Source organism: Fictibacillus gelatini DSM 15865 (assembly GCF_000430745.1).
Classification (GTDB): domain Bacteria; phylum Bacillota; class Bacilli; order Bacillales; family Fictibacillaceae; genus Fictibacillus_A; species Fictibacillus_A gelatini.
In genome coordinates, this window is the sequence record NZ_AUMP01000036.1 from 15,081 (window position 1) to 38,622 (window position 23,542).

Genomic DNA, 23,542 nt, shown 5'->3' on the forward strand with positions numbered 1-23,542 from the left:
TGAATCATTTCTTTTCTTCAATACGATTGAAGTGAGGATAGAGGAGCAAAGACCATTAGTACACAATACGAGGAGAATGAGAGCCAATGACGATTGTGGAAAGGGGAATTTGCCGAAGCGGAAAAGAATCTCATTTTCTTGAAGCTGGTTCTGCTATTGAATAAATACAGAACTGTCATATAGGAAACTATATGGAGGGCTATCTCATGCATGGTGACGAATGGACCAATTTTGTTCCTATTGCAACAGCGAATCCCTCGTTGTTGCTTTTTTGCGTTTGCAAATAGATGGCCCTGATCCCTCAAGCTTATAAAAAACTATATAAGGGTGTGAAACTATGAATTTTGGCCAAGTTTTAACAGCGATGGTCACTCCATTTGATCAAAATGGTGAAGTGGATTTTAACGCCGTGAGGACTTTAGTTCATCATTTAATTGATAATGGTTCTGATGGATTAGTTGTGGCCGGGACAACCGGGGAGTCTCCTACATTGACGCTGGAAGAGAAAGTTGAGTTATTTAAAGTTACAGTAGAAGCGGCTGGCGGAAAGGTTCCGGTCATTGCCGGCACTGGATCAAATAATACGAAAGCTTCCATCAGCTTAACAAAGAAAGCGGAAGAAGCGGGAGCAGACGGCATTATGCTCGTTGCCCCATACTATAATAAACCGTCTCAAGAAGGATTATATCAGCACTTTAAAGCGATTGCCGAATCAACGCCATTGCCTGTCATGCTTTATAACATCCCGGGTCGAAGTGTTGTCAATATGTCGGTAGAAACGGTCATCCGCCTTTCTGAAATCGACAATATTGTCGCAATCAAAGAAGCGAGCGGCGACCTGGATGCCATGGCGCAGATGATTGAAAAAACGCCAGATGATTTCACATTGTACAGTGGCGATGATGGATTAACCTTGCCGGTGCTTTCGATTGGTGGAGCAGGCGTCGTTTCGGTGGCGTCACACATCATTGGCAATGAAATGCAAGATATGATCAATCGCTTTAGAAGCGGTGACGTGCAGGATGCTGCTTCCAAACACCGCAGCCTTCTTCCAATTATGAAAGCATTATTTGCTGCGCCAAGCCCATCGCCGGTGAAATTCGCTTTAAATGAAAGAGGAGTAAATGTTGGAGATGTCCGCTTACCACTCGTACCTTTAAACGAAGAAGAAAAAATGGCGCTACGAAACGTACTCGAGCAAATCAATTTAGAGCCTGTACGCTGAACAAGCTGCCTGAACAGTCTTCGGACAATCATCCAGCTGGTTTGGACAATAAATTTTACTGTTTAGAAAATAAATTTGGGAATTTGGAAAATAAAATTTGCGGTTTAGAAAATAAAATCTGTAATTCGGAAAATAAATTCTGCAGTTTGGAAAATGAATTATGCGGCTCGGAAAATAAACGGGTGATCCCCCGAAGTATAGACAAGATCTGCTCGAATTTGAGCCATAATTGAACAAAAAACAGCAAATATCGCTGTCAATCTGAACATTCATGCAAAGAGGATGTCCTAAAAGCATAACTTTTGGACATCCTCTGTTTTTTACGGCATAAGGGCCAGCGGAAGCGATCTATTCTTCGTAAGAAAAAGCGCTCTTTATCCACTACGGATCGCTATTAATTTGGCAATTCGCTTATCCGTATATCTTCCCCTTTTTAGGCTTGATCCCGTGACTTCTCTCATCCGCTGCCTCCATGTTTGCTTCATGGTCTTCTTCTTCTTTCCACCAGAGGGCTCGAGCCGGATTTTTCAAAACTTCTTTTACTTCATCCGGATCCTCAACGATCGGCTGGCATCCGCGCAATGATTTGCCCGCTGTTTCTTTGACAAAACAGGAGACAATGATGAGTCCGAAAAGACAAACAGCCATCAAGTAAAAAGCGGGGAACATGCGATTCTTCGTAATGCTGACGAGCCAGGCGATAATAAGAGGCGTCGTCCCTCCAAATAAAGAGGTTGAGACATTGTACGTAATAGCAAGTGATCCGTAGCGCACTTTCGTAAAAAATAATGAAGGTAGCGTCGCTGGAAGCGTCCCCTGGAAAGCAGCGAGCAAACCGCTAAGGAGAAGCACCCCGCAAAAAACAATAAAGCTATTGCCGTTACCGATCATCATAAAGATTGGGACGCTAAGGAGAACAATGCCAATTAAAGCTCCCTTAATAATGCGATTACGCCCAATGCGGTCGCTCCAATAGCCGAATGCAAGGATAATCGGCATTGTGATCACCATCACGATAATGAGCAACATTAATCCTTTTGTTTCTCCAAAATGAAGTTCCTGTGTTAAGTAAGCTGGCATATAAGTAAGCAGCATATAGTTCACTGTATTATAAAAGAGGACGATTCCTACGCAAATTAACAACGGTTTCCAATGGTCGGTAACAATTTCTTTAAGAGAAGCACGATGTTTTTCTTCTTCTTCGGCTTTGACCATCGCTTTAAAAGCAGGGGTTTCTTCTAGCCGGGACCGAAAATACAGCCCGATAAACCCTAAAGGGCCAGCAATTAGAAATGGAATCCGCCAACCCCAATCAACCATCCTTTCAGAGCCAAGAAGGAATGTCATCAAAGTGACCAGCGAAGCGCCTGCGCAGAAGCCAATGAGCGAGCCCACCTCTAAACCGCTCGACATGAAGCCTCGTTTTTTATCCGGCGTTGATTCTGCGATGAATGTCATGGCTCCCGCATATTCCCCTCCTGTTGAAAATCCCTGGATCAGCCTTGCCATCATCAACAAGACTGGCGCGACCGTTCCAATGGATGCGTAACTCGGAATAAGACCGATGCTTAATGTCGCAAGAGCCATCATAATTAACGTAAGAGACAGGACTTTTTTGCGCCCGAAACGATCTCCCAGCATGCCAAAAACAAGACCGCCAATCGGGCGTGAGATAAAAGCAATAGCAAAAGTCGCTAATGCATAAATCAATTGGTCGGAAGGGTCGATTTCCGGGAAGAAAACTTTTCCAATAGTAACCGCTAAATAAGAATAGAGCCCGAAGTCGAACCATTCCATAGCGTTGCCGAGCGAAGTAGCAATGACGGATTGTTTTGCAAGTTTTGTATTAACTATGGTGATATCTTCTTTTTTCAATGATTCCAATGAAGGTTCCTCCTCATTTTATTATTTGTAATCACCCTCTTGCAGTTCATTGCTCATTGTTAATCGTTCATAATTTGAAGCAAACCACTTTCGGCTCCGTCATTTCCTGGATCGCAAATTTGATTCCTTCCCTTCCAAGTCCAGACCCTTTCACGCCTCCAAATGGCATGCTGTCAATTCGGTAGTCGCTAGAGTCGTTGACCATAATCCCGCCGACATCCATCTGTTTAATCGCACGGAATGCCTTCTCGATGTTATTTGTAAAAATGCCTGCCTGTAATCCGTAATTCACATCATTCGCTGCCTGGATCGCGGTATCGAGATCTGGAACAGAATAGAGGAGGACGACCGGGCCAAAAATTTCTTCCTTTGCAATCGTGCAATCGTCAGGGACGTTTATTAAAACGGTCGGTGAATAGAAAGCGCCATTGCGCTCCCCGCCCGTCAGCAATACGGCTCCTTTTTCGATCGCTTCATTTACGAGATGTTCAACGCGAATCGCTTCTTTTTCGGTAATTAGCGGACCCATATCGGTCAGCTCCGACTGCTTATCGCCAACTCGATAGCTCCTCGTTCGTTCAACAAACGCTTGCTGAAATTCATCCATTACACGTTCCTGAACGTAAATCCGCTGTACGCCAAGGCAATTTTGCCCCGCTGCCCAGAAGGCACCGGATACGGCCGATTCAACAGCTTCCCGTAAATCGGCGTCCTCTAAAACAATAACGGGGGAGTTGGAACCAAGCTCCATCCCGATTTTCTTCATGCCCGCCTTACGTATAATTTCTTCGCCGGCTTCAAGTCCTCCCGTAAAGGAAATCATGCGCACAGCCGGATGGGTCACAAGCACATCACCAATTTCATTCCCGTATCCTGTTACGACCGATAACACATTTGAAGGAAGGCCGGCCCGGGCAAATGCTTCCGCGAGCAATAGGCTGCTGAGCGGCGTTACCGTTGCCGGTTTGACAATGATCGCGTTTCCCGAAGCGATGGCTGGCCCGACTTTATGGGCGACAAGGTTTAATGGGTCATTGAACGGCGTGATGGCACCGATGATGCCGATCGGAAAACGGTAATAATAGCCGACGCGATTTTCGCTTCCAGGCATTTGGTCAAATGAAATCGTTTCCCCTTGAATCCTTCGTGCTTCCTCGCTGCTTATGCGAAGCGTCTCGATGCACCGTTTCACTTCTTTATAGGCTTCACGGATCGTTTTGCTGCTTTCGCGCGAAATCGTCCGGGCAAACAGTTCCTTTCTTTCCTCTATATAGTCGGCTGCCTTTTGGATGATTGCCATTCGTTCATGGACAGGCATATTCGCCGCCGCTTTTGCGCCAATTTTTGCTGCTTCAATTGCCTGAAGCATATCTTCTTTTGTTGCAGCAGGTACGGTATCGATGATCGAGTGATCTTGAGGGTCGTAAACGGGAATGGTTCGATCGCAGCTTACCCATTTTCCTGCAAGATACATCTTTCGGCCAGAAACTTGAGTTGTCATAATAAACCCCACCTTTCGTAGATTTAAGTACGAACTAGCTTTGCCCTGCGGTGAGCCGCGATTAAATCGCTTAAGAGGGAAAAGCCTGTCTCTATTTTCCCTGCTCCCGGACCACTTAATGTGACAGTTCCTAATAAATCGCACTCATACGTAATCGCATTAACGGCTCCGCAAATGGATGCGAGAGGATCGGTGATATCCACTTTTTCCGGCCTAATCGCCGCTGCCACATGATCTCCGGACCTCTGGACCTTTGCGATCAGCTTCCACCGTTTTCCTTCCACTTTTGCCTCTTCAATGTCCTTTAAGGTAATCCTTGTAATCCCTTTGCACGGCACTTCTTCTACTTTGAGCGGTATTTTCATCACATCATTTGCTAAAATCACAATCTTGTATCTTGCGTCATAGCCTTCCACATCGCTTGTCGGATCCGCTTCCGCAAACCCTAGCTCTTGCGCTTCTTTTAAAGCCGCTTCATAGGAAAGCCCCTCTTCTTCCATTCTCGTCAAAATGTAATTGGTCGTTCCGTTTAAGATGCCGCGAATTTCTGTAATTTCATTTCCCGCCAGCGCCAGAGCCGGCATTCGCAGCGCCGGCGTCCCGCTCATAACAGTTCCTTCAAAGCCCCAGTACACATCGTTATTCTTCGCAAGTTCGTTAAGTTCGCTGTAGGCTAAAGCGACAGGACCTTTATTGGTCATAATGACATTTTTGCCATTTTCAAAAGCGGATCGTAAATGGTCAATGGCGGGTTGCCCTGTTTTCACATCAGTATATGAAACTTCAACAATCGTATCGGCATTTGTCTCGCGGATCGTTTGAAAACTGTCCCATCCTATGACAAGGCCAGGTACGTTCGGGTAGTTTTCGAGATTGCCTGTTTCGCCCAACACTTGCAGTACCGTATCGACATCGAGTCCGTCCGGATGATAGATCGCCCCTTTCATCAGATCGGAAATGGCTACTATGGTTGGTTCAAGGTCAAATTCTTTTAGAAGTGTCTCCTTTTTATCTCGTAATATTTCAGCTAATCCCTGGCCAACAACCCCAAAACCAATGAATGCCAATTTATGTTTCATAGACAGCTTCCCCCGCTTCACTATTTTTCTGTAATCGAACCTCTCCTGTTAAAAACCTCCTTGCGGTTTCGGCCAGGATCGCGCAGCCTATCGGCAGGCACGCTTCATCAAGATTAAAGATGGGAGTATGAAGGTCGCGCCGAATGCCATCTGGCAGCCCGCAGCCGAGAAAAAACATCGCTCCCGGCAACTTTTCCGTCACATAGCCAAAGTCTTCGCCGCCCATTCCAAACGGGCGCTGAACTAGCTTACATTCGGGGTAGAGAGAGCGGATCGTCTCTCGAATCCACCCGTTTACGGAACTGTCATTGTTTAATGCCGGTTCTCCGCGCTCAATTTCTAGCGAATACCGCCCGCCCAATTGTTCTACAAGCGCAAAGGCTCTATCTACTTCCACAGACAACAAATCTCTTACTTCCGGTAAATAGCTGCGGATGGTTCCTTCAAGGGTAACTTCTGTCGGGATAATGTTGCTCGCCGTCCCGGCATGCACCTGGCCGATGCTCACAACCGCCGCATCTAACGCGGAAACTTTTCGCGATACAATGCCGTGTATGGCCTGAAGGACGGGGCTGAGCATCCAAATCGGGTCGGTCCCGAGCTCCGGGTATGCACCATGCCCCCCTGTCCCAAAAACTTTTCCTTGAAAAACGTCAACATTGGCCATGCTGTAGCCATCATTTACCTGGACTTCGCCGACCTGAAGCCACGGGCACATGTGCAGGGCAATCGCAGCGTCAACGCCGTCGTAAGCGCCAGCTTGAATCATATACGGAGCGCCGGATAATCCGTTTTCATCTGTGCTTTCCTCGGCTGGCTGAAAAATGAATTTGACCGTTCCATTTAATTCACCGCTTTTAAAGCGTTCGCTCAAAAGTTTGGCAACACCTAATAAAATGGCAGCGTGAGCATCATGGCCGCACGCATGCATCACTCCGGGGTTTTGCGAGCGGTAGTCTTCCGGATTTTCCTCTTGAATGGGGAGGGCGTCCATATCGGCACGTATCGCGATTTTCGGCCCCTCTCCGCCCGATAATGTTCCGATCACGCTCGTATGAACCCCGATTCCTGTCTCCACCTTGATTCCGTTCATGCCCCTTAATGTTTGCGCAACAAATTGGGCCGTCCCGAACTCTTGAAAGCTAAGTTCGGGATTCCGGTGAAAGTGCCGCCGCCACGCGATGAGCTGTTGAGACAATCCATTTGCCTGTTTGATCAGTTGAATCGCCATTGTTGATCCCTCCTTGTGGGCAGATTAAACTTTTATCGAGTTTTCTACCCGGGCAAAAGCTTGCTCGAGATCAGCAATTAAATCTTCGGCGTCTTCAATGCCGCACGAATAGCGGATTAGCCCTTCCGGAATTCCCATGGCAGCGCGTTCTTCTGGCGTACATTCGACATGGCTCGTCGTCCGCGCCGGACCGACGATCGTTTCAACAGCTCCAAGGTTCGCCGCCCGGTTGGCATATTTTAACTTTGGCAACAATTCTCTCACTGTATCGACACCGCCTTTCACCGAAAAGCTAAGCATTCCACCAAAATCAGCCATTTGCTTTTTGGCAATTTCATGATTCGGATGCGTTTCTAACCCGGGATAATAAACGGCTTCAACAATCGACTTCGTTTGTAAATACTTCGCAATTTTCATGGCGCCCTGGCATTGCTGGCGGACACGGAGATGAAGCGTTTTCATTCCACGCAAGATAAGATACGCTGCCATCGGGTCCATCGTCGCCCCATTAATTTCACGATAATGATAAATTTGCTCAATAAGGTGTTTGGCACCACACACTGCGCCTCCCAGGGCATCGGCATGACCGCCTAAAAACTTCGTGGCACTATGAATGACTAGATCAGCGCCGAGAGATAGCGGGTTCTGATTAATTGGCGTGGCAAACGTATTGTCAACGATCACAAGTGCGCCCGCACGGTGTCCAGCTTCTGCCATTCTTTCGATATCCGTAATTTTAACGGTTGGATTCGTCGGCGTTTCTAAATAAAGAATTTTGCAGCCCTTTTTCACTTCAGCCTCAATTTGTTCATGATGGCCGGTTTCACAAAGAGTGACTTCCACTTGCTGACGCGGCAAAAATTCTGTAAAAATTTTATTCGTCCCGCCATACGTATCTTTTATCGAGACAATCCGGTCGCCCGGAAACAAAAATGTTGAGAGCGTATTGCTGATCGCAGCCATTCCGGTAGAGAAGCTCGTTGCCGCTTCAGCTCCTTCAAGTGCTTTTATTTTATCTTCAAATGCCTGGACGGTCGGGTTTGTGTTGCGTCCGTATATATGCCCTTTTTTCTTTCCAATCGCGACGTCATACCATTCATCCATATCATCATATCCGTAAGAAACACTGAGAACGACTGGCACTTGTGTTGCGCCATGAACTAAATATTCGCTTTCTCCTGCCCATACGGTTTTCGTTCCGATCTTTTCTTGATTTGTCATATGATCACCCCATCAATTGTTTTGTTTTCCACATTTATGCCGACATTGTGCTTTACCAATTCATCATAGGCAAAAAGAGCAATCGCCGTATCCTGGACACCCGTTCCGGTTAAATCACAGACCGTAATTTGTTGTTCATTGTCACGGCCGCTAGCTTCTTTTGCCGTAATCTGCCCGAGTTCGATAATGGATGACAGATCGGCAACGGCACCTTTCTCCACGGCATGGTGGAGTTCTCCTAACCGCATGCACTGGGCCTTCGTATCACAAACGAGCTTGTCTGCCCTGGCTAATACTTGGACGTCCAATTCTTGCTTATGTTCGGCGTCTGATCCCATTGCTGTAATATGAAGCCCTGGATGAAGCCATTCCGCTTGAATGACAGGCTCTTTTGACGGCGTCGTTGTCACCACCGTATTGCTCATTTTCACAACCTCTTCAGCACTTTTAGCCGCTATCACTTCAATGTTGAGCTCTTCTGACATCTCTTTTGCAAATGCGGTTGCCCTCACAGCCGTTCTAGAATAGACAAGAACTTTTCCGAAATTGCGCACTTGCCTTAACGCCCGGAGTTGAAACCGCGCCTGTCCGCCCGCTCCAATTATGCCAACTGTATTTATCGTTTCTTTTGACAAATAGTTGGCAGCAATCGCTCCAGCTGCCGCTGTCCGAATATCGGTTAAATAGCCGTTATCTAAAAGCAGCGCCTCTGGCATCCCCGTCTTCGTGCTAATTAACATCATCAACCCATTGCCGCTTGGCAGGCCAAGCTTATAGTTATTGAAAAAGCCAGACGAAACCTTGATCGCAAATTTGTCTTTTCCTTTCACGTACGCTGTTTTCACGTCTACTTCCCCATTTTCATCATGGATGTCGACTCGCATGATCGGCGGCATCACAACTTCCTTTTTGGCAAGCTTCGTAAACCCTTCTTCGACAACTTCTAATGCCTTTTCGTTTAATTGAACGTATTGTTTGATATCTTGCTCTGTAAAAATAAGCATGATTTCACCTCACCGGACTATTTTGCTAGAATGCCTTCTTTTACATAAAGCTCCCTCGGAAGAGAAGCGAACGTTTCACAGCCGGTCTCTGTAACGCGGAATGATTCACTCGCTTCAAACCCGTAATCATCCAGCCAGATGCCCGGAATAAGATGGAACGTCATGTTCGGCTCTAAAATTGTTTGATCGCCTTTACGAATGCTTGCCGTATGCTCGCCCCAATCCGGGGGATAGTTAAGCCCCATTGAATAGCCGAGCCGTGATTCTTTCACAATTCCGCTTTTTTCAATCGTTTTCCGCCAGACCTCTTCAATTTTTTCAGCCGTGATGCCTGGTTTTATGGCATCCAGGCAGGCGTTTAAGCCTTCTACGACAACATCTGAAAGTGTTTTCATTTTTTCGTGCGGCTTTCCGATGTTTACGGTTCTGGCAAGTGGAGAGTGATAGCGCCTGTAACAACCGGCCAGTTCCAAAATGACGGTATCTCCCGGTTTATATCGTTCATCCGTCCAAGTTAAATGCGGTGTTGATGTTTTCTCGCCGGAAGGCAAAAGCGGTACAATCGCCGGATAGTCTCCGCCAAATTCTTCCGTCCCTGTGATTTGCGCGTGGAAAATGCTCGCCGCCACGTCACATTCGCGCACTCCGGCATCAATTGATTCAATCCCGATTTTCATCGCTTTTTCAACGATTTTAGCTGCGCGTTTCATATATTCAATTTCCGTGTCCGTTTTTATAATACGAACCCAATTGACGAGCAAGGTGGCGTCTTTGAACGTTGCATTTGGCAGTCCCTTTTTCAATTGTTCATAACATTTGGCAGTAAAATAATAGTTTTCCATTTCAACCCCGATCGTCCGTTTTTCCTGGCCGATTTGTTTTAAAATGTCAGCGACAAAGTCCATCGGATGCTTCGTATCGAACTGAACGTAATCATCGGGGTATGGAATGATGTTTTCATGATAGATCCATGTCGTTACCTTTGCCCCATTCGCATCCTGCCCCCGGCCAATCCATAAAGGCTGTTCTTCATCGATGATCACGACTAACATTTGGTGAACGTAAAATGACCATCCGTCATAGCCAGATAAATAGTTCATGTTTGCCGGGTCAGTAATAAGGAGAATTTCAATTCCTTCGGCTGCCATCCTTTCTTTCGTTTTTTGAATGCGCGCTTTGTATTCTGCTATTGTAAATGACATGAGAAATCCCTCCTGTTCTTTTTACAGTATCTAAATTTTTCGAATAGTCTATCTACACGTTTATCATAGTAAAATAGCCGCCGTTTAATCATCTGTCCAACTGTATGAATTTTCCGAAAACAATTCTTGCAAATTGTACAAAAAAGAAAAAAGAGGCGAATGATAGCGCATCCTTTCACTCTAATACCTTTCTCTTTTCGGCGTTTCCGATATTCCAAATTTTAATGCTTAAATCGAGCAAAAAAAGATTGTCAGGATCAATGAGGGAAAGCCCCGTTAATGATTCGATTTTCCGTAAGCGATAGAGCAGTGACTGTCTGTGCAAGTTTAGACATCTTGCCGTTTGGCTTACATTTCCGTGATTGCGATTATAGGAGATAAACGTTTCAATTAAATCCATGCTTCCCTGGCCATCGTATTCGATTAAAGGTTTGATCGTTGATTCAACTACTTCTTTAATATCGGCATTGTCTGCCAGACTTAAGAGCAAGCGGTCAATGCGTGTATCTTCATACATAACACGCCTCCCTCGTCCTTTTTGCCGCCTTCCGATCTCTAAAGCAACTTTCGCATTTTCATAGCTTTTTCTAAAACCGTTAAGCCCTTCGTGGTAATTTCCAATGCCCCATGATATGGCGACTTCCGGCAGTAAGTGGCGCAGGCGGCGCTCTATAAGATCTAATAAATCATTAACGTTTTCACCCTTTTTATCAGCCCGGGTTTCTAAAAAAATAATGATATGCCCTTCTTGTGAACTGACCATTACTTCTCGATTTAACGATTGAACGGCGAATTCGATTTCTTCCTCAATATAATGAATCATGTTTTCATGCCAGTGGTCATAAGAATTCACATCTTCATTCCGCTTCTGGAAAAGCGCCCTTAAGTTCTCCGGGAAACCAACTATTCCAATGTATGGAACATTTAAATTCATGCCAAGGGATTTTGCCCTTGATTTTGCATGATTCCCTGACGAAAATTCACCAGTCGCAAGTTCCAAAATAAAATCACTGCGCAGGCGCATTTCTGTATCTTCGATCGCGTTTTCCTTAGAAAACCAGAGCGCCGCAGTTGTCACTGCATGCTCCAACACATTTACCCGCTCTTGTGTCAAAAAGGTTTCGACAGATGTTTTCGCCGGCAAAAGGGCGTATAAATACCCCTGGACATCACGCGGCGGTTTCATGATCGGCAACTGAAGAAGTGTTGTTTCCGCCATTTCTACCTTCTTGATTTTTTGAAACATCGGATCGTTAGAAAAGAGTGAGGTGTTAGCGGGTACAATCTTCCCTGATGTGACCGGGTCTTTCCATTCTTTTATTGCCGGATGGGCATGTTGGCTTGTCCCTTTGATTTTTCCTGCATGATCGGTAATGACTACCGGACATTCTACATTTTCCTGAACAAATCTTGCAATCTGGTTCAGTTCCGCTCCTTGTAAAATTAACTTCAAGAGTTGCTGCTGCGTTCTTTCCGATTGTTCTAGCTCTTTATAGTGCAAACCATTTAATTGTTGCATGACATCATGAATGACATTTGCAAATCGAACCTCCCATGGAAGTTCAATAATGATAAAATTTTGTCTTTCGGCTAATTGCAGCACTTCTTTCGGAATAGAAAAGACGTGGCGGCCTAAAGCAAGGACAAGTGCTGATGCATTTGAATCAATAATATCCTGGACAAATTGCTTTAGCGTATCGGTGTCATCCCCACAACCGATTGCGGTGCTCAGCACAAATTCATTTTTCCGGACAAAGTTTTCAACGGGCATTTCTATAACCGAAATCCATTGCACACAACGTTCGTTTACTACCCCTTTTCCCGACCTCACCCTGGCGCTTCCCATAATCTCCAGACTTAAGACGTCCTTGACTGTTAACATCACCATTCACCCTCCAAGAAAATTAACCGAACAAGCTAATGAACATATTTTTTTATGATATCGGCGAGCACGGAGAGGTCAACGTTATTTCCGCTCATAATAATGGCAACATCGCCGCTTCCTTCTTTCGCTCCCTCTCTTAAGACCGAAGCGATTCCCGTTGCCGCCGCCCCTTCGATAATGATACGGTGGTAATCCATCATAAAGGCCATACTAGACGCAATTTCTTCTTCGGATATGAGATCAATCCGGTCCATGTATTGCTGCACCATTTTAAAAGTATATTGGTTATTAAGCCCGATCCCGCCTAGCAAACTATCGGCAAGCGTATCCTTTTCTTCCATTTTGACAGGCTTTCCTGCTTGTAAGCTTTCATACATCACGGCAGAATGATTCATTGACACTCCCGTTACCTTGATGTTCGGGTCAGCCGATTTTACAGCCAGTCCAACGCCGGCAAGCAGGCCGCCGCCAGATAAAGGTACAATGACTTCTTGAATCGTAGGCAAATCTTCAAATAGCTCGAGCCCAATTGTACCCTGTCCAGCAATGACAAAAGGATCATCAAACGGCGGAATGACGGTTAATCCTTTTTCTTTTTGCAGCTGAAAACACCGTTCTCCTGCATCATCCTGGCTTTCTCCATAAATTTCGAGCCGTGCCCCTAATCTTTTGAGTGCATCAACCTTCACTTGAGGTACACGATGAGAAATGCAAATTACAGCGTCTATGCCAAGTTTTTTGGCAACATAGGCAACAGCCATCCCGTGATTCCCGGTTGAAAACGTGGTCACTCCACGGGCTTGTTCCTCTTTGCTTAATGACAAAATCTTATTGGCTGCACCCCTTACTTTAAATGCACCCATTTCATGAACCGTCTCAAGTTTCAGAAAAATTGGTCTACCGACTTTTTCTGATAGAATCGATGATTGAATTAAAGGCGTCTTCCTTACGAGCTGCGAGATGCGCTTTCGTGCTTGCCAAACGTCGCGAATCGTCACTGTGCAAATACTTTTCTCTTTTATTTGATTCACTTTTTTCCCTCCCTCGAGCAATAAAGACGATTACTTTTTCAGATTATATAGTTAGAATTTTCGAAAATCAATTCGTAAAAGTGACTACAAATGTGATTTATTTTCATACAAAAAAGGGGCTGTGCAGAAGTCATCGAACAATGACTTTCTGTGACAGCCCCCTCTCTTATGTTTGAAATCCTTCGCCCATCACTTCAACAGAGTTTGATACAATAACGAAGGCTGCGGGATCGACCCGCACAACGATTTGTTTGAGTTTCGTCAATTCACTCTGGTCAAGGACGCACATAAGAACCGGACGATCGTTATTTGTATAGCCCCCGATACCCGGAATCTTCGTGACTCCCCTGTCAATTTCATTCAAAATGACCTGGCGAATTTCTTCTTCCCGTTCTGAAATAATAATCGCCATCTTGGAATTGCTGAATCCCATTTGGACAATGTCAATCACTTTCCCGGTCAAATAAATGCTGATAAGTGCGTATAAAGCTTTTTCAAGGCTAAAGACGACAGCGGATAAGATAACAATACATCCATCGACAAGAACCATTGAAATGCCTGATGATATATGAGTAAATTTATGGATGATTTGGCCGATGAGCGCCGTCCCGCCCGTTGATCCTTTACCGCGGAAAACGATGCCAAGGCCAAACCCAATCCCGACTCCGCCAAACAATGCGCCCAATAATGGATTAGATGTCGGCGGTTCAACATTTTGCGTTAAAAAAACGACAAGAGGCAAAAAAATCGTCCCGACAAGTGTTTTAATGCTGAAATCTTTACCAAGCAGAATGATCCCAAGGAAAAATAACGGGATGTTAAATGCCCACTGAACAATAGCCGGGCTCCATCCAAACAATCCGTGGAGAATCGTGCTTAACCCGCTTATTCCTCCTGCCGCGATCTCATTTGGCAAAAGAAAAAGATTGAAAGTCAGGCCGACAATAGCTGCCCCGACTAAAATCTCAACATACTCTAACGCTAATATCACTTTAGGATTTAATGACATTATTTTTCGATAAAGTGATGCCATAATTGTTCACACCCTCTAAAAATCTCTTGCTGTATTCAATACCATTCGACAGTATAACACCAGGCCAATAAGGTGTAAACAGCATTAAGGTGACGCTTTAACTTGGCGAAAAGCTCTATTTATATAATTAATATTTCATTATAATCGTTTTTGTATGCTCAATATGTATTCATCCATGCGTTTCATCATAAGCTTGTTTGATAGCCCTTTTACTCCATTGTCAATCCTGCCTTTATAAACAACCGGTTCAGGCAAAAAAGGCCATTTTCAAGTCCTAATATGGATGATAGTCAAAATGGTCACCTGCCTCGCCCTTATATGCACTTAAAAAGAAATCGGCATCGCCAGCTCCATATAAAAGGGCTAAATTTAAGCGGCAATGCCCTACATCGACTCCGGCAGGGCCAATGCATCGTTAACCCAGTCGACTACGCCCGTCAAGCGCCCATCCTCCCATAGGACATTGCATGGATGATAATCTCGGTGAATGAAACCGTTTCTCGCATCCGGGTAATTCCTGGTAATACATTGTATGACTTTCTACCATTCTTCTTGATGCTCTGACCACTCAGGTATTCGGAGTGTCTTAGGATCATAGTAAGAAAAATACTGCCATGGGAAAAACAGCTCCTTTCTTGAAGGAGTTCTCTACGTTGTCGCCAAATCCTTTTACAACCTCAAGCAATTTAAAAAGCCGCTGCACATTACATGCAGCGGCTTTGCTTTATCGTTTTTCGATTTCTTCTAAAATGAGCTTGTTGACCATTGGCGGGTTGGCTTTTCCTTTTGTTTCTTTCATAACCTGTCCGACAAGGAAGCCGATTGCGCGGTCTTTTCCGTTTTTGTAGTCAATGATCGATTGTTCGTTGTTGTTAAGGACCGTAATAACGATTTCGCGGATCGCGCCTTCATCCGAAATTTGGACAAGGCCTTTTTCCTTGACGATCGTCTCAGGGTCTCCGCCATTTTCAATCATTTCTTTAAACACTTTTTTGGCGATTTTCGATGAAATCGTGCCGTCTGTAATTAGCTTGATCATTTTAGCCAAACCAGCCGGCTCAAGTGGCGTTTCATCGATTTCTTTATAAGCTGTATTTAAGTAGGCGCTCACTTCACCCATGAGCCAGTTTGATGCTTGCTTCGCATCGGCGCCTGCTGCAATCGTTTCTTCGAAGAAATCGGACATTTTCTTCGATTGCGTGAGCACCATCGCGTCATAAGCCGGAAGTCCAAGCTCGGATACATAGCGCGCTTTCCGGGCATCCGGAAGTTCAGGGATTTCAGAACGAACCCGGTCGATCCACGCCTCGTCAATGCTTAAATGAACAAGATCCGGCTCAGGGAAGTAACGGTAGTCGTCCGAGCCTTCCTTCACGCGCATTAAAATGGTTTTCTTCGACGCTTCATCATAACGCCGTGTTTCTTGCAGGATTTCGCCACCGGAAAGAAGCACTTGCTCCTGGCGTTTTTCTTCAAACTCTAAACCTTTTTGCACGTGGGCAAACGAGTTTAAGTTTTTAATTTCCGTTTTCGTTCCAAACTTTTCCTGGCCAAGTGGACGTAGGGAAATGTTTGCATCGCAACGGAGCGAACCTTCTTCCATTTTACAATCGGAAACGCCAGTGTATTGAATGATCGCTTTCAGCTTTTCAAGGTACGCATACGCTTCTTCCGGTGTGCGGATATCCGGCTCAGATACGATTTCAACAAGCGGCGTTCCCTGACGGTTTAAGTCGACTAATGAATGAGATCCGTCTTCTGCGTGCGTTGATTTACCTGCATCTTCTTCTAAGTGAAGGCGGGTAATCCCGATCTTCTTTTTCTTTCCGTTCACTTCAATTTCAATCCAGCCATGCTCCCCAATCGGTTTGTCGAATTGGGAAATTTGGTACGCCTTCGGATTGTCCGGGTAAAAATAGTTTTTCCGGTCAAATTTTGTTTCCCGGTTAATTTTACAATTCAATGCCATCGCAGCCCGCATCGCGAAATCAACCGCCTGCTTGTTCATGACCGGCAACACCCCTGGATGCCCTAAACAGATCGGGCATGTATGGGTATTTGGCGGTGCGCCAAAGTCGGTTGAACAACCGCAAAAAATCTTTGATTTTGTTTTCAATTCAACATGTACTTCAAGTCCAATAATTGTTTCAAAATTGCTCATCCTATTACACCTCCAATTCCGGTTTTGCCTTATGATGTTCGGTTGCCTGTTCGAACGCATGGGCAACTCGGTAAATCGTGCTTTCATCAAAATGCTTTCCGATAATTTGCAGGCCGACTGGCATTTGCTTAGAGAACCCGCATGGAACAGAAATCGAAGGAACACCGGCAAGGTTAACAGGAATCGTCAAAATATCGTTGACGTACATCGTGACCGGATCTTTCGTTTTTTCGCCGATTTTAAACGCTGGTGTCGGCGCAGTCGGTCCGATAATAACGTCATATTTCGCCAATACTTCATCAAAATCATTTTTGATCAATGTCCGCACTTTTTGCGCTTTTTTATAGTACGCATCGTAATAACCAGAGCTAAGTGCAAATGTTCCTAGCATAATGCGGCGTTTTACCTCATCCCCGAATCCTTCGCTTCTCGTTTGCTTGTACAGGTCAATCAAGTTTTGTCCATTGTCAGAACGGACACCGTAACGAATGCCGTCAAATCGGGCAAGGTTTGCTGATGCCTCTGAAGAGGATAGCAAGTAATAAGTAGCAAGAGCATATTTCGAATGAGGCAATGACACTTCCTCCCATGTTGCCCCGAGTCCTTCCAATACTTTAAGAGCTTCTAATACACGCTCGCGCACTTCCTTGTCCACGCCTTCACCGAGATATTCTTTCGGCACGGCGATTTTCAGCCCTTTTACATCGCCTGTTAATGCCGATAAATAGTCAGGCACGTCCACATTTGCCGAAGTGGAATCCATTGCATCATGTCCGGCAATTGTTTGCAGCAAGTAAGCATTGTCTTCTACTGACCGGGTGATTGGTCCAATTTGATCGAGAGAAGATGCGAATGCCACAAGTCCGTAACGGGAGACGAGACCGTAAGTCGGCTTCAATCCGACCACTCCACAAAAAGCAGCGGGCTGGCGAATCGAGCCCCCTGTGTCGGATCCTAATGAAAATAATACTTCTCCGGCTGCAACAGACGCTGCCGAGCCACCGCTTGACCCTCCAGGTACACAATCCAGATTCCATGGATTTTTGGTCGGGAAAAAGCCAGAGTTTTCATTGGAAGACCCCATCGCGAATTCGTCCATGTTTAATTTTCCAATGGCAATCGCTTCGGCGGCAAGTAATCGTTCAACAACCGTCGCGTCATGAATCGGTTCGAAATTGGATAATAGCTTGCTTGCACATGTCGTGCGAAGGCCTTTTGTGACGATATTGTCTTTAATCCCGATCGGCATGCCAAATAAAAGGCCGCGCTCTTCGCCTGACCCTAACTTTCCATCCAATTCTTTCGCTTTTTTCCTTGCGTTTTCTTCATCCAACGTTAAAAACGCTTTGACTTGATCGTCAACTGCTTTTATCCGGGCATAAGACTCGTCAACGAGATCCGTTACGCTAATCTCCTTTTTATGTAAAAGTTGATGCAGTTCTGAAACTTTTTTATCGAATAATGACATGATGTCCCTCCTCTACTCTAAAACGTTCGGCACTTTAAATTGACCGTCTTTTTGATCCGGAGCGTTTTTAAGCGCCTCTTCACGGGAAACGGAATCTTTCACAACATCCTCGCGAAGCACATTTTTTAAATCTAAAACGTGGGTCGTCGGTTCCACGTTGTCCGTATCCAATTCGTTTAACTCTTCTGCAAAACCGATAATCGCATCCAATTGTTCGGTGAACATTTTCACTTCTTCTTCACTTACTGCCAACCGAGCAAGATGCGCCACGTGTTTAACCTGTTCTTCTGAAATTCGAGACAAGCTCGCCACCTCCAAAACTGTACATTCACAATATATAGATGATACCAGAGTTCGTACGGTTTAATCAACTGCATCACTACTTTAGAATTCAGAAAAGTCAAAGGACGAGAGACTTTGTCTCTCGTCCTGGTATTATCCTATTTTAATTTTATAGGTTTTGTTATTATTGCCATTCGTGTAGTACAGGTAGCTCCCTTTTATATAGAGATATTGCGACCAGACGTTGTTCACTTTCGTTAAATGGGAGCCGTCGGTTTTTATTTTGTAAATATAGCCGCCACGGGAATAGTCGCTGAAATAAATCCAGCCGTTCTTCTCATTTAGCCATAGCGCGCGGTCGCCCGTTATTCTCTTCTTTCCGGTTCCGTTTTCTTTGATCCGGTAAAGCTTTTTATCGGGTGCATTGCTGTAATAAATGTAGCCCCCTTTTTTCACAGGGAAAAGCATATTCCACATGTACTGGTAGTTTGTACTTGTTGCTTTCGGCAAACCTTTTGTACTCCATGAATGGTTTTTCTTCATCACGCCGTCTGTTACACCAAAATATTGATAGCTGACGACACGGCCATGATCTTTTGGATAGTCGTCCCATGTTGCATCGACATGGTAATACTTCCCGTTCATTTTCACAAGATTCCATGCATGAAGCTCGGTTTGTTTCCCATTATTCGCTTTGCCGTATACGTAATAATTTTTCACACCTGTTTTATTTAACAACAGCTGCATGGCCTGCGCATAACCGTTACAAGCCGATTTCTTTTCGATGAGCGCGCTATAGGCCGTATTATATTTATACGTGCCGCTTTGGGTCTGGGCATTGTACGTATTGTGGGTCACAATATAATCGTGAATCGCCTTTGTTTTTTGAAAAGAGGAATAAGACGACTTCACATGTTTGCGAATAATTTGGTTGGCCGTACTATTTAACGTTTTTTTCATTTTCAATATGGTTGACTTTGAATGGGTATACGTAAAACGGAGCTTAATGCTAGTGATTTTTCCGCTGCTCGTCTTTGTATATTTGTACTGCCCGCTTTTGTAATAAAAGATTTCCGGATGCTTTTGTAAAACCGCATTAATCGTGTTTGCAGCTGTCGTCGTACTTGGATGATATTTAGTCACCGTAATCTCTGAATCTACTTCATTAAACGCTTTATAAATCGCATTGTATAGCCCTGATGCAGATGAACTTGCCTTTGCCGCTTTCGGCTGAACCACAACCATTGCCGCTAAAACCAATGACAATAACACAAACCCTGATTTTTTCACATAGTATCATCCTTTTTCAAAATTTTCACTAGATTGTACATACCCTTAAATCTAGCAGGTTAAACTATTATTCTAATATAAGCCGACCGCTTCATGTTTATAGTGTGAGATGTCTCCATGAAGGCAAATGCGGTGTTTTCCTTCTTCTAATTCTACCTTGCATAAACATGCCGGATGAATATAAGGAGGGTCCCATAATTTTGAAAGAGGCCGCTCTTCAAAATAAGCCATCAAGATTTTTATAATAACTGTATGAGTGACGATTAATATGTTCTTCCCTGTATGATTTGCGATGATTCTTTGAAGTTCAGGCAACACTCTTTTTTGAACATCGATAAACGATTCCCCGCCATTTGCTTCAAATTGCTCCGGATCATTCCAGAAGCTCGAGAACCGCTTTTGATCATTTTCCCGAATAGTGGCTTGAATTTCCCCTTCCCATACTCCTAAATGCATTTCTTTTAACTGATCTGTTACCTTTATTTGATCTTTTGGTTTTCCACTAATGATTTCCGCTGTCTTGACAGCCCTCCCGCTTGAACTCGAATAAATTTCATCAAATTTAATAGGAGCTAACGCTTCACTCAGCCACCTTGCCTGCCATTCTCCTAATTCGGTTAATGGCGAATCTTTATGACCCTGCATTCGTTTCTCCACGTTCCATTCTGTTTGCCCATGCCTTACGATGTACAATGTTGTTTTTGGCATTTTTAAACCTCCATCTTAACCCCTGTACATATTTTACCAATTTCCATAATATGAGTCTACTACCAATCTCTCTAAACCTTGCTATCTATGTCTGTAATACGGAGTCCAGGCGGCATTTAAGCGTTCAATTCCATCAGAAATCTCCTCTAACGATAATCCACCAAAGCCAAGAAGAATGAGAGGATCGCCGGCGCTATCCTTTTTCAGCCACATTGGCGTCGTACTGTATACTTTTACACCCGCTTCTTCCGCTATTTTCACGAGCTGATCTGCGGTCTTATCACTTTTTACTTTTAAAACGATATGTAGCCCTGCATCCTGTCCGGTAACGGTGACGTTGGTTTTCATGATGCTTTTTATAGCTTCCAGCAGTGCCGTATGCTTTTTTTGATAAATGGTGCGCATTCTGCGGATATGCCGTTCCCATTCGCCGCTTTGGATAAACCCTTGTAACGCTTTTTGATGGAATCTTGAAGCCGTTTGGTCATACATGAACAGCATGCGCTTGTAAATATTAAGCAATCGTTCTGGCAATACCATATAGCTAACTCTTATGCCGGGCAAGAGCGATTTTGAAAAGGTTCCAACATATACGACGTTTCCGTGAGCATCCAACCCTTGCAGAGAAGGAATCGGCTTGCCCCGATAACGAAACTCCCCATCATAGTCATCTTCAATAATTAAGCCTCCGTTTTCTTCCGCCCATTGGAGAAGTTTCATTCGTTTCGCAATTGGCATGACCATTCCCATCGGATATTGGTGGGAAGGCGTGACGTAAACCATTTTCGCTCCGCTTTTGCTAAGTGCATCAATGTGAATTCCATCCTCCTCTAAAGGAATCGGTTCAATTTCGAAGCGAAAATGCTGAAACACATTTCGCACACCGGGATAGCCCGGGTCTTCCATCGCTACTTTTTTCCCGTCAATTCCGGTAAGTTGGCATATTATTTGTAAGACCACCTGAGTGCCTGAACCGATCACAAGTTGTTCTTCCGAGCAATTAACGCCGCGTGCCCGCCGAAGATATTTGCTAAGCTCATAGCGAAGTCCACGTTCACCTTGTTTATCGCCGTATGATAGCAAGTCTTTATGATCACGGCTGATGCATTGATTCGAACATTTGCGCCAGCTGTCAAACGGAAAATGGTTGAAATCAATATTTGACATGTAAAAATCGTAAAGTATGCGTGTCTGTTTCCCGCCAACTTCAGTTTTAAAAGAGGCGAGGGGCTGTGCAGGCAGAATGCTCCCAAACGATTCCTCTTCTAATTTTATAACATAAAAGCCGCTTCTTTCCCTGCTTTCAATATACCCTTCTGCAAGAAGCTGTTGATACGCCATTTGTACCGTTGTTTTGCTTATTTTTAAATCATCGGAAAGCCGGCGGATGGATGGAAGCCTCGTTGAAGCAGAAAGTCCGCTAACTTGAATTTGCTTTTTAAAATATTCATAAAGCTGGATATATAAGGGCTGATTGTCATTTTCATTTAAATTTGGACTGACATCCACATCGTTCGCTCCAATCTGTACCGTTTTGAAAATTATAAATTGTATCTTTTGTAGTGTACAGATAGTTTTTATAATTGTTTTTAAAAACAAAGGAGCGGATTGCAGATGATCCCTATGAGATATGTACTGAGACAATGTAATGATCAAGAGAAGATTGACAGTTTTTTACGCCAGGCAAAGGTCGGCTTATTAGGGCTTGCAGACGACCATCAGCCTTATGTTGTGCCACTTAACTTCGTCTGGTGGAATGATGCCATCTATTTTCATGGCGCAGAGGAGGGCAGGAAAAACAAAATCATGTATGAAAACCCGGGCGTTTGTTTCACCGTTTGCGCAGAGTATGGCACGATCGCCGATCCCGTACCGGCGAAAACTGATACAGCCTACATGAGCGTGATGCTATTCGGCAAGGCCAGCCCCGTTGCCGATCTAGATGAAGCAACTGGCGCATTGCAAGCGATGCTTGATAAATATGTGCCCGGATACTATAATCAACCGCTTGCGAAACAGCATGTGAACAAATACCGCTCTTCTTACGGAAGTGCCGCCGTTGTCTACCGGATCAAGCCTGATGAGATAACAGCAAAAGAAAACCCGCTCAATCCGGAAAGCGCCTTTTACCCCGGGCGTCGTGTGGGCGATGATTAACCTGAGTTTGGACAATAACAATCAGTGTTCGGACAATAAAAGTTGGCGTTTGGACAATAAAATATGTGTTCCGGACAATAAGGCACACATTTTGGACAATAAATCATATGTTTTAGACAATAAACAACATTTCTGGGTTCTTCAAGGGAAAAATTGGACATCCTGATGGAAAATTTGTCCTTGAGACGTGTTCTATTGGACACAATCAGGCTCTTCGACATAAAATTTGTCCTTGAGACCGGCGATAAAGGACAAATTCGGGTTTCGTGCAAGGAAAATTGTCCTCTACTTCAAAAATTTAAACGTTTAAAAAGACATCCACAATCGTGATTGTGGATGTCTAATCTTTGCGGTATGACACGTCTTTAGCCGGGTGCATGAATGGAACCCCCTGCGGTTTGACCTTTTCTTCTAATAGCTCCTTATTTTCGGCCGTATTCCAGCCGATATCGTTTGTCGGGTGAACCCATTCGTCTCCTGACATGATCTCGGGATCAGTTTCCGTACTCCAATTGTTTAATGGAGAGTTTTCCGAGTTGTATTTACTGTCTCCGATCACGACACCATAGCGATTAACAAACGGCTGCTGCATCTTGATCCCGGTTCCTTTAAACGATGGAGCCTCTATTTGATGCGGCTGTGTTTCATCTAAAATGGGCGAATCCAATTTTTCGTTTTCATTTTTATCTTTGTCAGTCATATCCATCCCACCTCACTTGGTTTTAAGTTTTCCAATTGGTGGGGGTTTATGTATGGACAGCTTCTTTTCCTTTTTAAACAAACGTTTGATTAAATGCAAAAAACCTCTCCGCTTTTGGAGAGGTTTGCAAAAAATTTAAAGCTGTTCGCCTGTCGTCTTCGCTTGCATATGCAAGATGAGGTAGTCAGGGCCGCCCGCTTTTGAGTCGGTTCCTGACATGTTGAAGCCGCCAAATGGCTGGTAGCCGACAATCGCGCCTGTACATCCACGGTTGAAGTAAAGGTTGCCGACATGGAACTCTTCTCTTGCGCGTTCGATGTGCTCGCGGTTGTTCGAAATGAGCGCGCCTGTTAAGCCGTAGTCGGTGTTGTTCGCGATTTCCATCATATGATCGAAGTCACGCGCCTTGCAGAACGCGACAACCGGCCCGAAAATTTCTTCTTGCATTAAGCGGTCGTTTTCTTTTACATCGGCAATGAT

The 23,542-nt window shown here is 44.6% G+C and carries 21 protein-coding genes and 1 riboswitch; of the genes, 2 read left to right on the forward strand and 19 right to left on the reverse strand.

Annotated features, from left to right (window positions below; translation table 11 throughout):
* The first annotated feature begins 30 nt into the window (after positions 1–30).
* Positions 31–210, forward strand: a riboswitch (Lysine riboswitch).
* A 127-nt stretch (positions 211–337) separates the two neighbouring features.
* Complete coding sequence (gene dapA, locus H538_RS0114860) at positions 338–1,225, forward strand: 4-hydroxy-tetrahydrodipicolinate synthase (RefSeq protein ID WP_026678275.1); 888 nt, start codon at positions 338–340, stop codon at positions 1,223–1,225.
* Between the two features lie 411 nt (positions 1,226–1,636).
* On the opposite strand, the gene H538_RS24010 is transcribed toward dapA, so the two are convergent.
* The 17 genes from H538_RS24010 to pdxR form a co-directional block, all read right to left on the reverse strand.
* Positions 1,637–3,109: an MFS transporter gene (locus H538_RS24010; RefSeq protein WP_051291502.1), complete on the reverse strand. Its 1,473-nt coding sequence runs from the start codon at positions 3,107–3,109 to the stop codon at positions 1,637–1,639.
* A gap of 67 nt (positions 3,110–3,176) precedes the next feature.
* Positions 3,177–4,610: an aldehyde dehydrogenase family protein gene (locus tag H538_RS0114870; RefSeq protein WP_026678276.1), complete on the reverse strand. Its 1,434-nt coding sequence runs from the start codon at positions 4,608–4,610 to the stop codon at positions 3,177–3,179.
* A gap of 23 nt (positions 4,611–4,633) precedes the next feature.
* Positions 4,634–5,689 carry a homoserine dehydrogenase gene (locus H538_RS0114875; RefSeq protein WP_026678277.1) on the reverse strand — a complete coding sequence of 352 codons (1,056 nt, stop codon included), beginning with the start codon at positions 5,687–5,689 and terminating at the stop codon, positions 4,634–4,636.
* Positions 5,679–6,920, reverse strand: coding sequence for a M20 metallopeptidase family protein (locus H538_RS0114880; protein ID WP_026678278.1), 1,242 nt, complete (start codon positions 6,918–6,920; stop codon positions 5,679–5,681). The genes H538_RS0114875 and H538_RS0114880 overlap by 11 nt, the downstream gene beginning before the upstream one ends.
* Before the next feature lie 24 nt (positions 6,921–6,944).
* Positions 6,945–8,141, reverse strand: coding sequence for a cystathionine gamma-synthase family protein (locus H538_RS0114885; protein WP_026678279.1), 1,197 nt, complete (start codon positions 8,139–8,141; stop codon positions 6,945–6,947).
* A complete protein-coding gene (locus H538_RS0114890) occupies positions 8,138–9,145 on the reverse strand; it encodes a cyclodeaminase (RefSeq protein ID WP_026678280.1) in 1,008 nt (335 codons plus the stop codon). The genes H538_RS0114885 and H538_RS0114890 overlap by 4 nt, the downstream gene beginning before the upstream one ends.
* Positions 9,146–9,162: 17 nt before the next feature.
* Entirely contained in the window at positions 9,163–10,347 is a 1,185-nt protein-coding gene (locus H538_RS0114895) for a M24 family metallopeptidase (RefSeq protein ID WP_026678281.1), read from the reverse strand.
* A 175-nt stretch (positions 10,348–10,522) separates the two neighbouring features.
* On the reverse strand, positions 10,523–12,229 hold the full coding sequence (locus H538_RS0114900; protein WP_035351027.1) for a PucR family transcriptional regulator: 1,707 nt from the start codon (positions 12,227–12,229) through the stop codon (positions 10,523–10,525).
* A gap of 35 nt (positions 12,230–12,264) precedes the next feature.
* The gene (gene eutB, locus H538_RS0114905; RefSeq protein ID WP_035351030.1) at positions 12,265–13,263 is read right to left on the reverse strand and encodes a hydroxyectoine utilization dehydratase EutB; all 999 of its coding nucleotides are present in this window, start codon (positions 13,261–13,263) and stop codon (positions 12,265–12,267) included.
* 166 nt (positions 13,264–13,429) lie between these two features.
* On the reverse strand, positions 13,430–14,296 hold the full coding sequence (locus tag H538_RS0114910; protein ID WP_026678284.1) for a YitT family protein: 867 nt from the start codon (positions 14,294–14,296) through the stop codon (positions 13,430–13,432).
* Between the two features lie 384 nt (positions 14,297–14,680).
* The gene (locus H538_RS26745; RefSeq protein WP_081412680.1) at positions 14,681–14,830 is read right to left on the reverse strand and encodes a phosphotransferase; all 150 of its coding nucleotides are present in this window, start codon (positions 14,828–14,830) and stop codon (positions 14,681–14,683) included.
* 190 nt (positions 14,831–15,020) lie between these two features.
* Positions 15,021–16,457, reverse strand: coding sequence for an Asp-tRNA(Asn)/Glu-tRNA(Gln) amidotransferase subunit GatB (gene gatB / locus H538_RS0114915; RefSeq protein WP_026678285.1), 1,437 nt, complete (start codon positions 16,455–16,457; stop codon positions 15,021–15,023).
* A gap of 4 nt (positions 16,458–16,461) precedes the next feature.
* Positions 16,462–17,925 (reverse strand): Asp-tRNA(Asn)/Glu-tRNA(Gln) amidotransferase subunit GatA, encoded by a 1,464-nt coding sequence (gene gatA / locus H538_RS0114920; protein WP_026678286.1) that lies wholly within the window; start codon positions 17,923–17,925, stop codon positions 16,462–16,464.
* 12 nt (positions 17,926–17,937) lie between these two features.
* Positions 17,938–18,228 (reverse strand): Asp-tRNA(Asn)/Glu-tRNA(Gln) amidotransferase subunit GatC, encoded by a 291-nt coding sequence (gene gatC, locus H538_RS0114925; RefSeq protein ID WP_026678287.1) that lies wholly within the window; start codon positions 18,226–18,228, stop codon positions 17,938–17,940.
* Positions 18,229–18,360: 132 nt separating this feature from the next.
* Complete coding sequence (locus H538_RS24015; protein WP_051291503.1) at positions 18,361–19,497, reverse strand: DUF5050 domain-containing protein; 1,137 nt, start codon at positions 19,495–19,497, stop codon at positions 18,361–18,363.
* 72 nt (positions 19,498–19,569) lie between these two features.
* Positions 19,570–20,205 carry a histidine phosphatase family protein gene (locus H538_RS0114935; RefSeq protein WP_026678288.1) on the reverse strand — a complete coding sequence of 212 codons (636 nt, stop codon included), beginning with the start codon at positions 20,203–20,205 and terminating at the stop codon, positions 19,570–19,572.
* A gap of 81 nt (positions 20,206–20,286) precedes the next feature.
* A complete protein-coding gene (gene pdxR / locus H538_RS0114940) occupies positions 20,287–21,714 on the reverse strand; it encodes a MocR-like pyridoxine biosynthesis transcription factor PdxR (protein ID WP_026678289.1) in 1,428 nt (475 codons plus the stop codon).
* A 105-nt stretch (positions 21,715–21,819) separates the two neighbouring features.
* Here pdxR and H538_RS0114945 point away from each other — a divergent pair, with 105 nt between their 5' ends.
* A complete protein-coding gene (locus H538_RS0114945; RefSeq protein WP_026678290.1) occupies positions 21,820–22,362 on the forward strand; it encodes a pyridoxamine 5'-phosphate oxidase family protein in 543 nt (180 codons plus the stop codon).
* Between the two features lie 340 nt (positions 22,363–22,702).
* On the opposite strand, the gene H538_RS0114950 is transcribed toward H538_RS0114945, so the two are convergent.
* A complete protein-coding gene (locus H538_RS0114950) occupies positions 22,703–23,062 on the reverse strand; it encodes a DUF3905 domain-containing protein (protein ID WP_026678291.1) in 360 nt (119 codons plus the stop codon).
* Between the two features lie 135 nt (positions 23,063–23,197).
* The coding region (locus H538_RS0114960) for an aldehyde dehydrogenase family protein (RefSeq protein WP_026678292.1) at positions 23,198–23,542 on the reverse strand (345 nt) is incomplete at its 5' end.

Coding starts and splice junctions, on each gene's coding strand:
- dapA (WP_026678275.1), top strand. CDS start 338: ATGAATTTTGGCCAAGTTTTAACAGCGATGGTCACTCCATTTGATCAA.
- H538_RS0114870 (WP_026678276.1), bottom strand. CDS start 4,610: ATGACAACTCAAGTTTCTGGCCGAAAGATGTATCTTGCAGGAAAATGG.
- H538_RS0114875 (WP_026678277.1), bottom strand. CDS start 5,689: ATGAAACATAAATTGGCATTCATTGGTTTTGGGGTTGTTGGCCAGGGA.
- H538_RS0114880 (WP_026678278.1), bottom strand. CDS start 6,920: ATGGCGATTCAACTGATCAAACAGGCAAATGGATTGTCTCAACAGCTC.
- H538_RS0114885 (WP_026678279.1), bottom strand. CDS start 8,141: ATGACAAATCAAGAAAAGATCGGAACGAAAACCGTATGGGCAGGAGAA.
- H538_RS0114890 (WP_026678280.1), bottom strand. CDS start 9,145: ATGCTTATTTTTACAGAGCAAGATATCAAACAATACGTTCAATTAAAC.
- H538_RS0114895 (WP_026678281.1), bottom strand. CDS start 10,347: ATGTCATTTACAATAGCAGAATACAAAGCGCGCATTCAAAAAACGAAA.
- H538_RS0114900 (WP_035351027.1), bottom strand. CDS start 12,229: ATGTTAACAGTCAAGGACGTCTTAAGTCTGGAGATTATGGGAAGCGCC.
- H538_RS0114910 (WP_026678284.1), bottom strand. CDS start 14,296: ATGGCATCACTTTATCGAAAAATAATGTCATTAAATCCTAAAGTGATA.
- gatB (WP_026678285.1), bottom strand. CDS start 16,457: ATGAGCAATTTTGAAACAATTATTGGACTTGAAGTACATGTTGAATTG.
- gatA (WP_026678286.1), bottom strand. CDS start 17,925: ATGTCATTATTCGATAAAAAAGTTTCAGAACTGCATCAACTTTTACAT.
- H538_RS0114935 (WP_026678288.1), bottom strand. CDS start 20,205: ATGCCAAAAACAACATTGTACATCGTAAGGCATGGGCAAACAGAATGG.
- H538_RS0114945 (WP_026678290.1), top strand. CDS start 21,820: ATGATCCCTATGAGATATGTACTGAGACAATGTAATGATCAAGAGAAG.
- H538_RS0114950 (WP_026678291.1), bottom strand. CDS start 23,062: ATGACTGACAAAGATAAAAATGAAAACGAAAAATTGGATTCGCCCATT.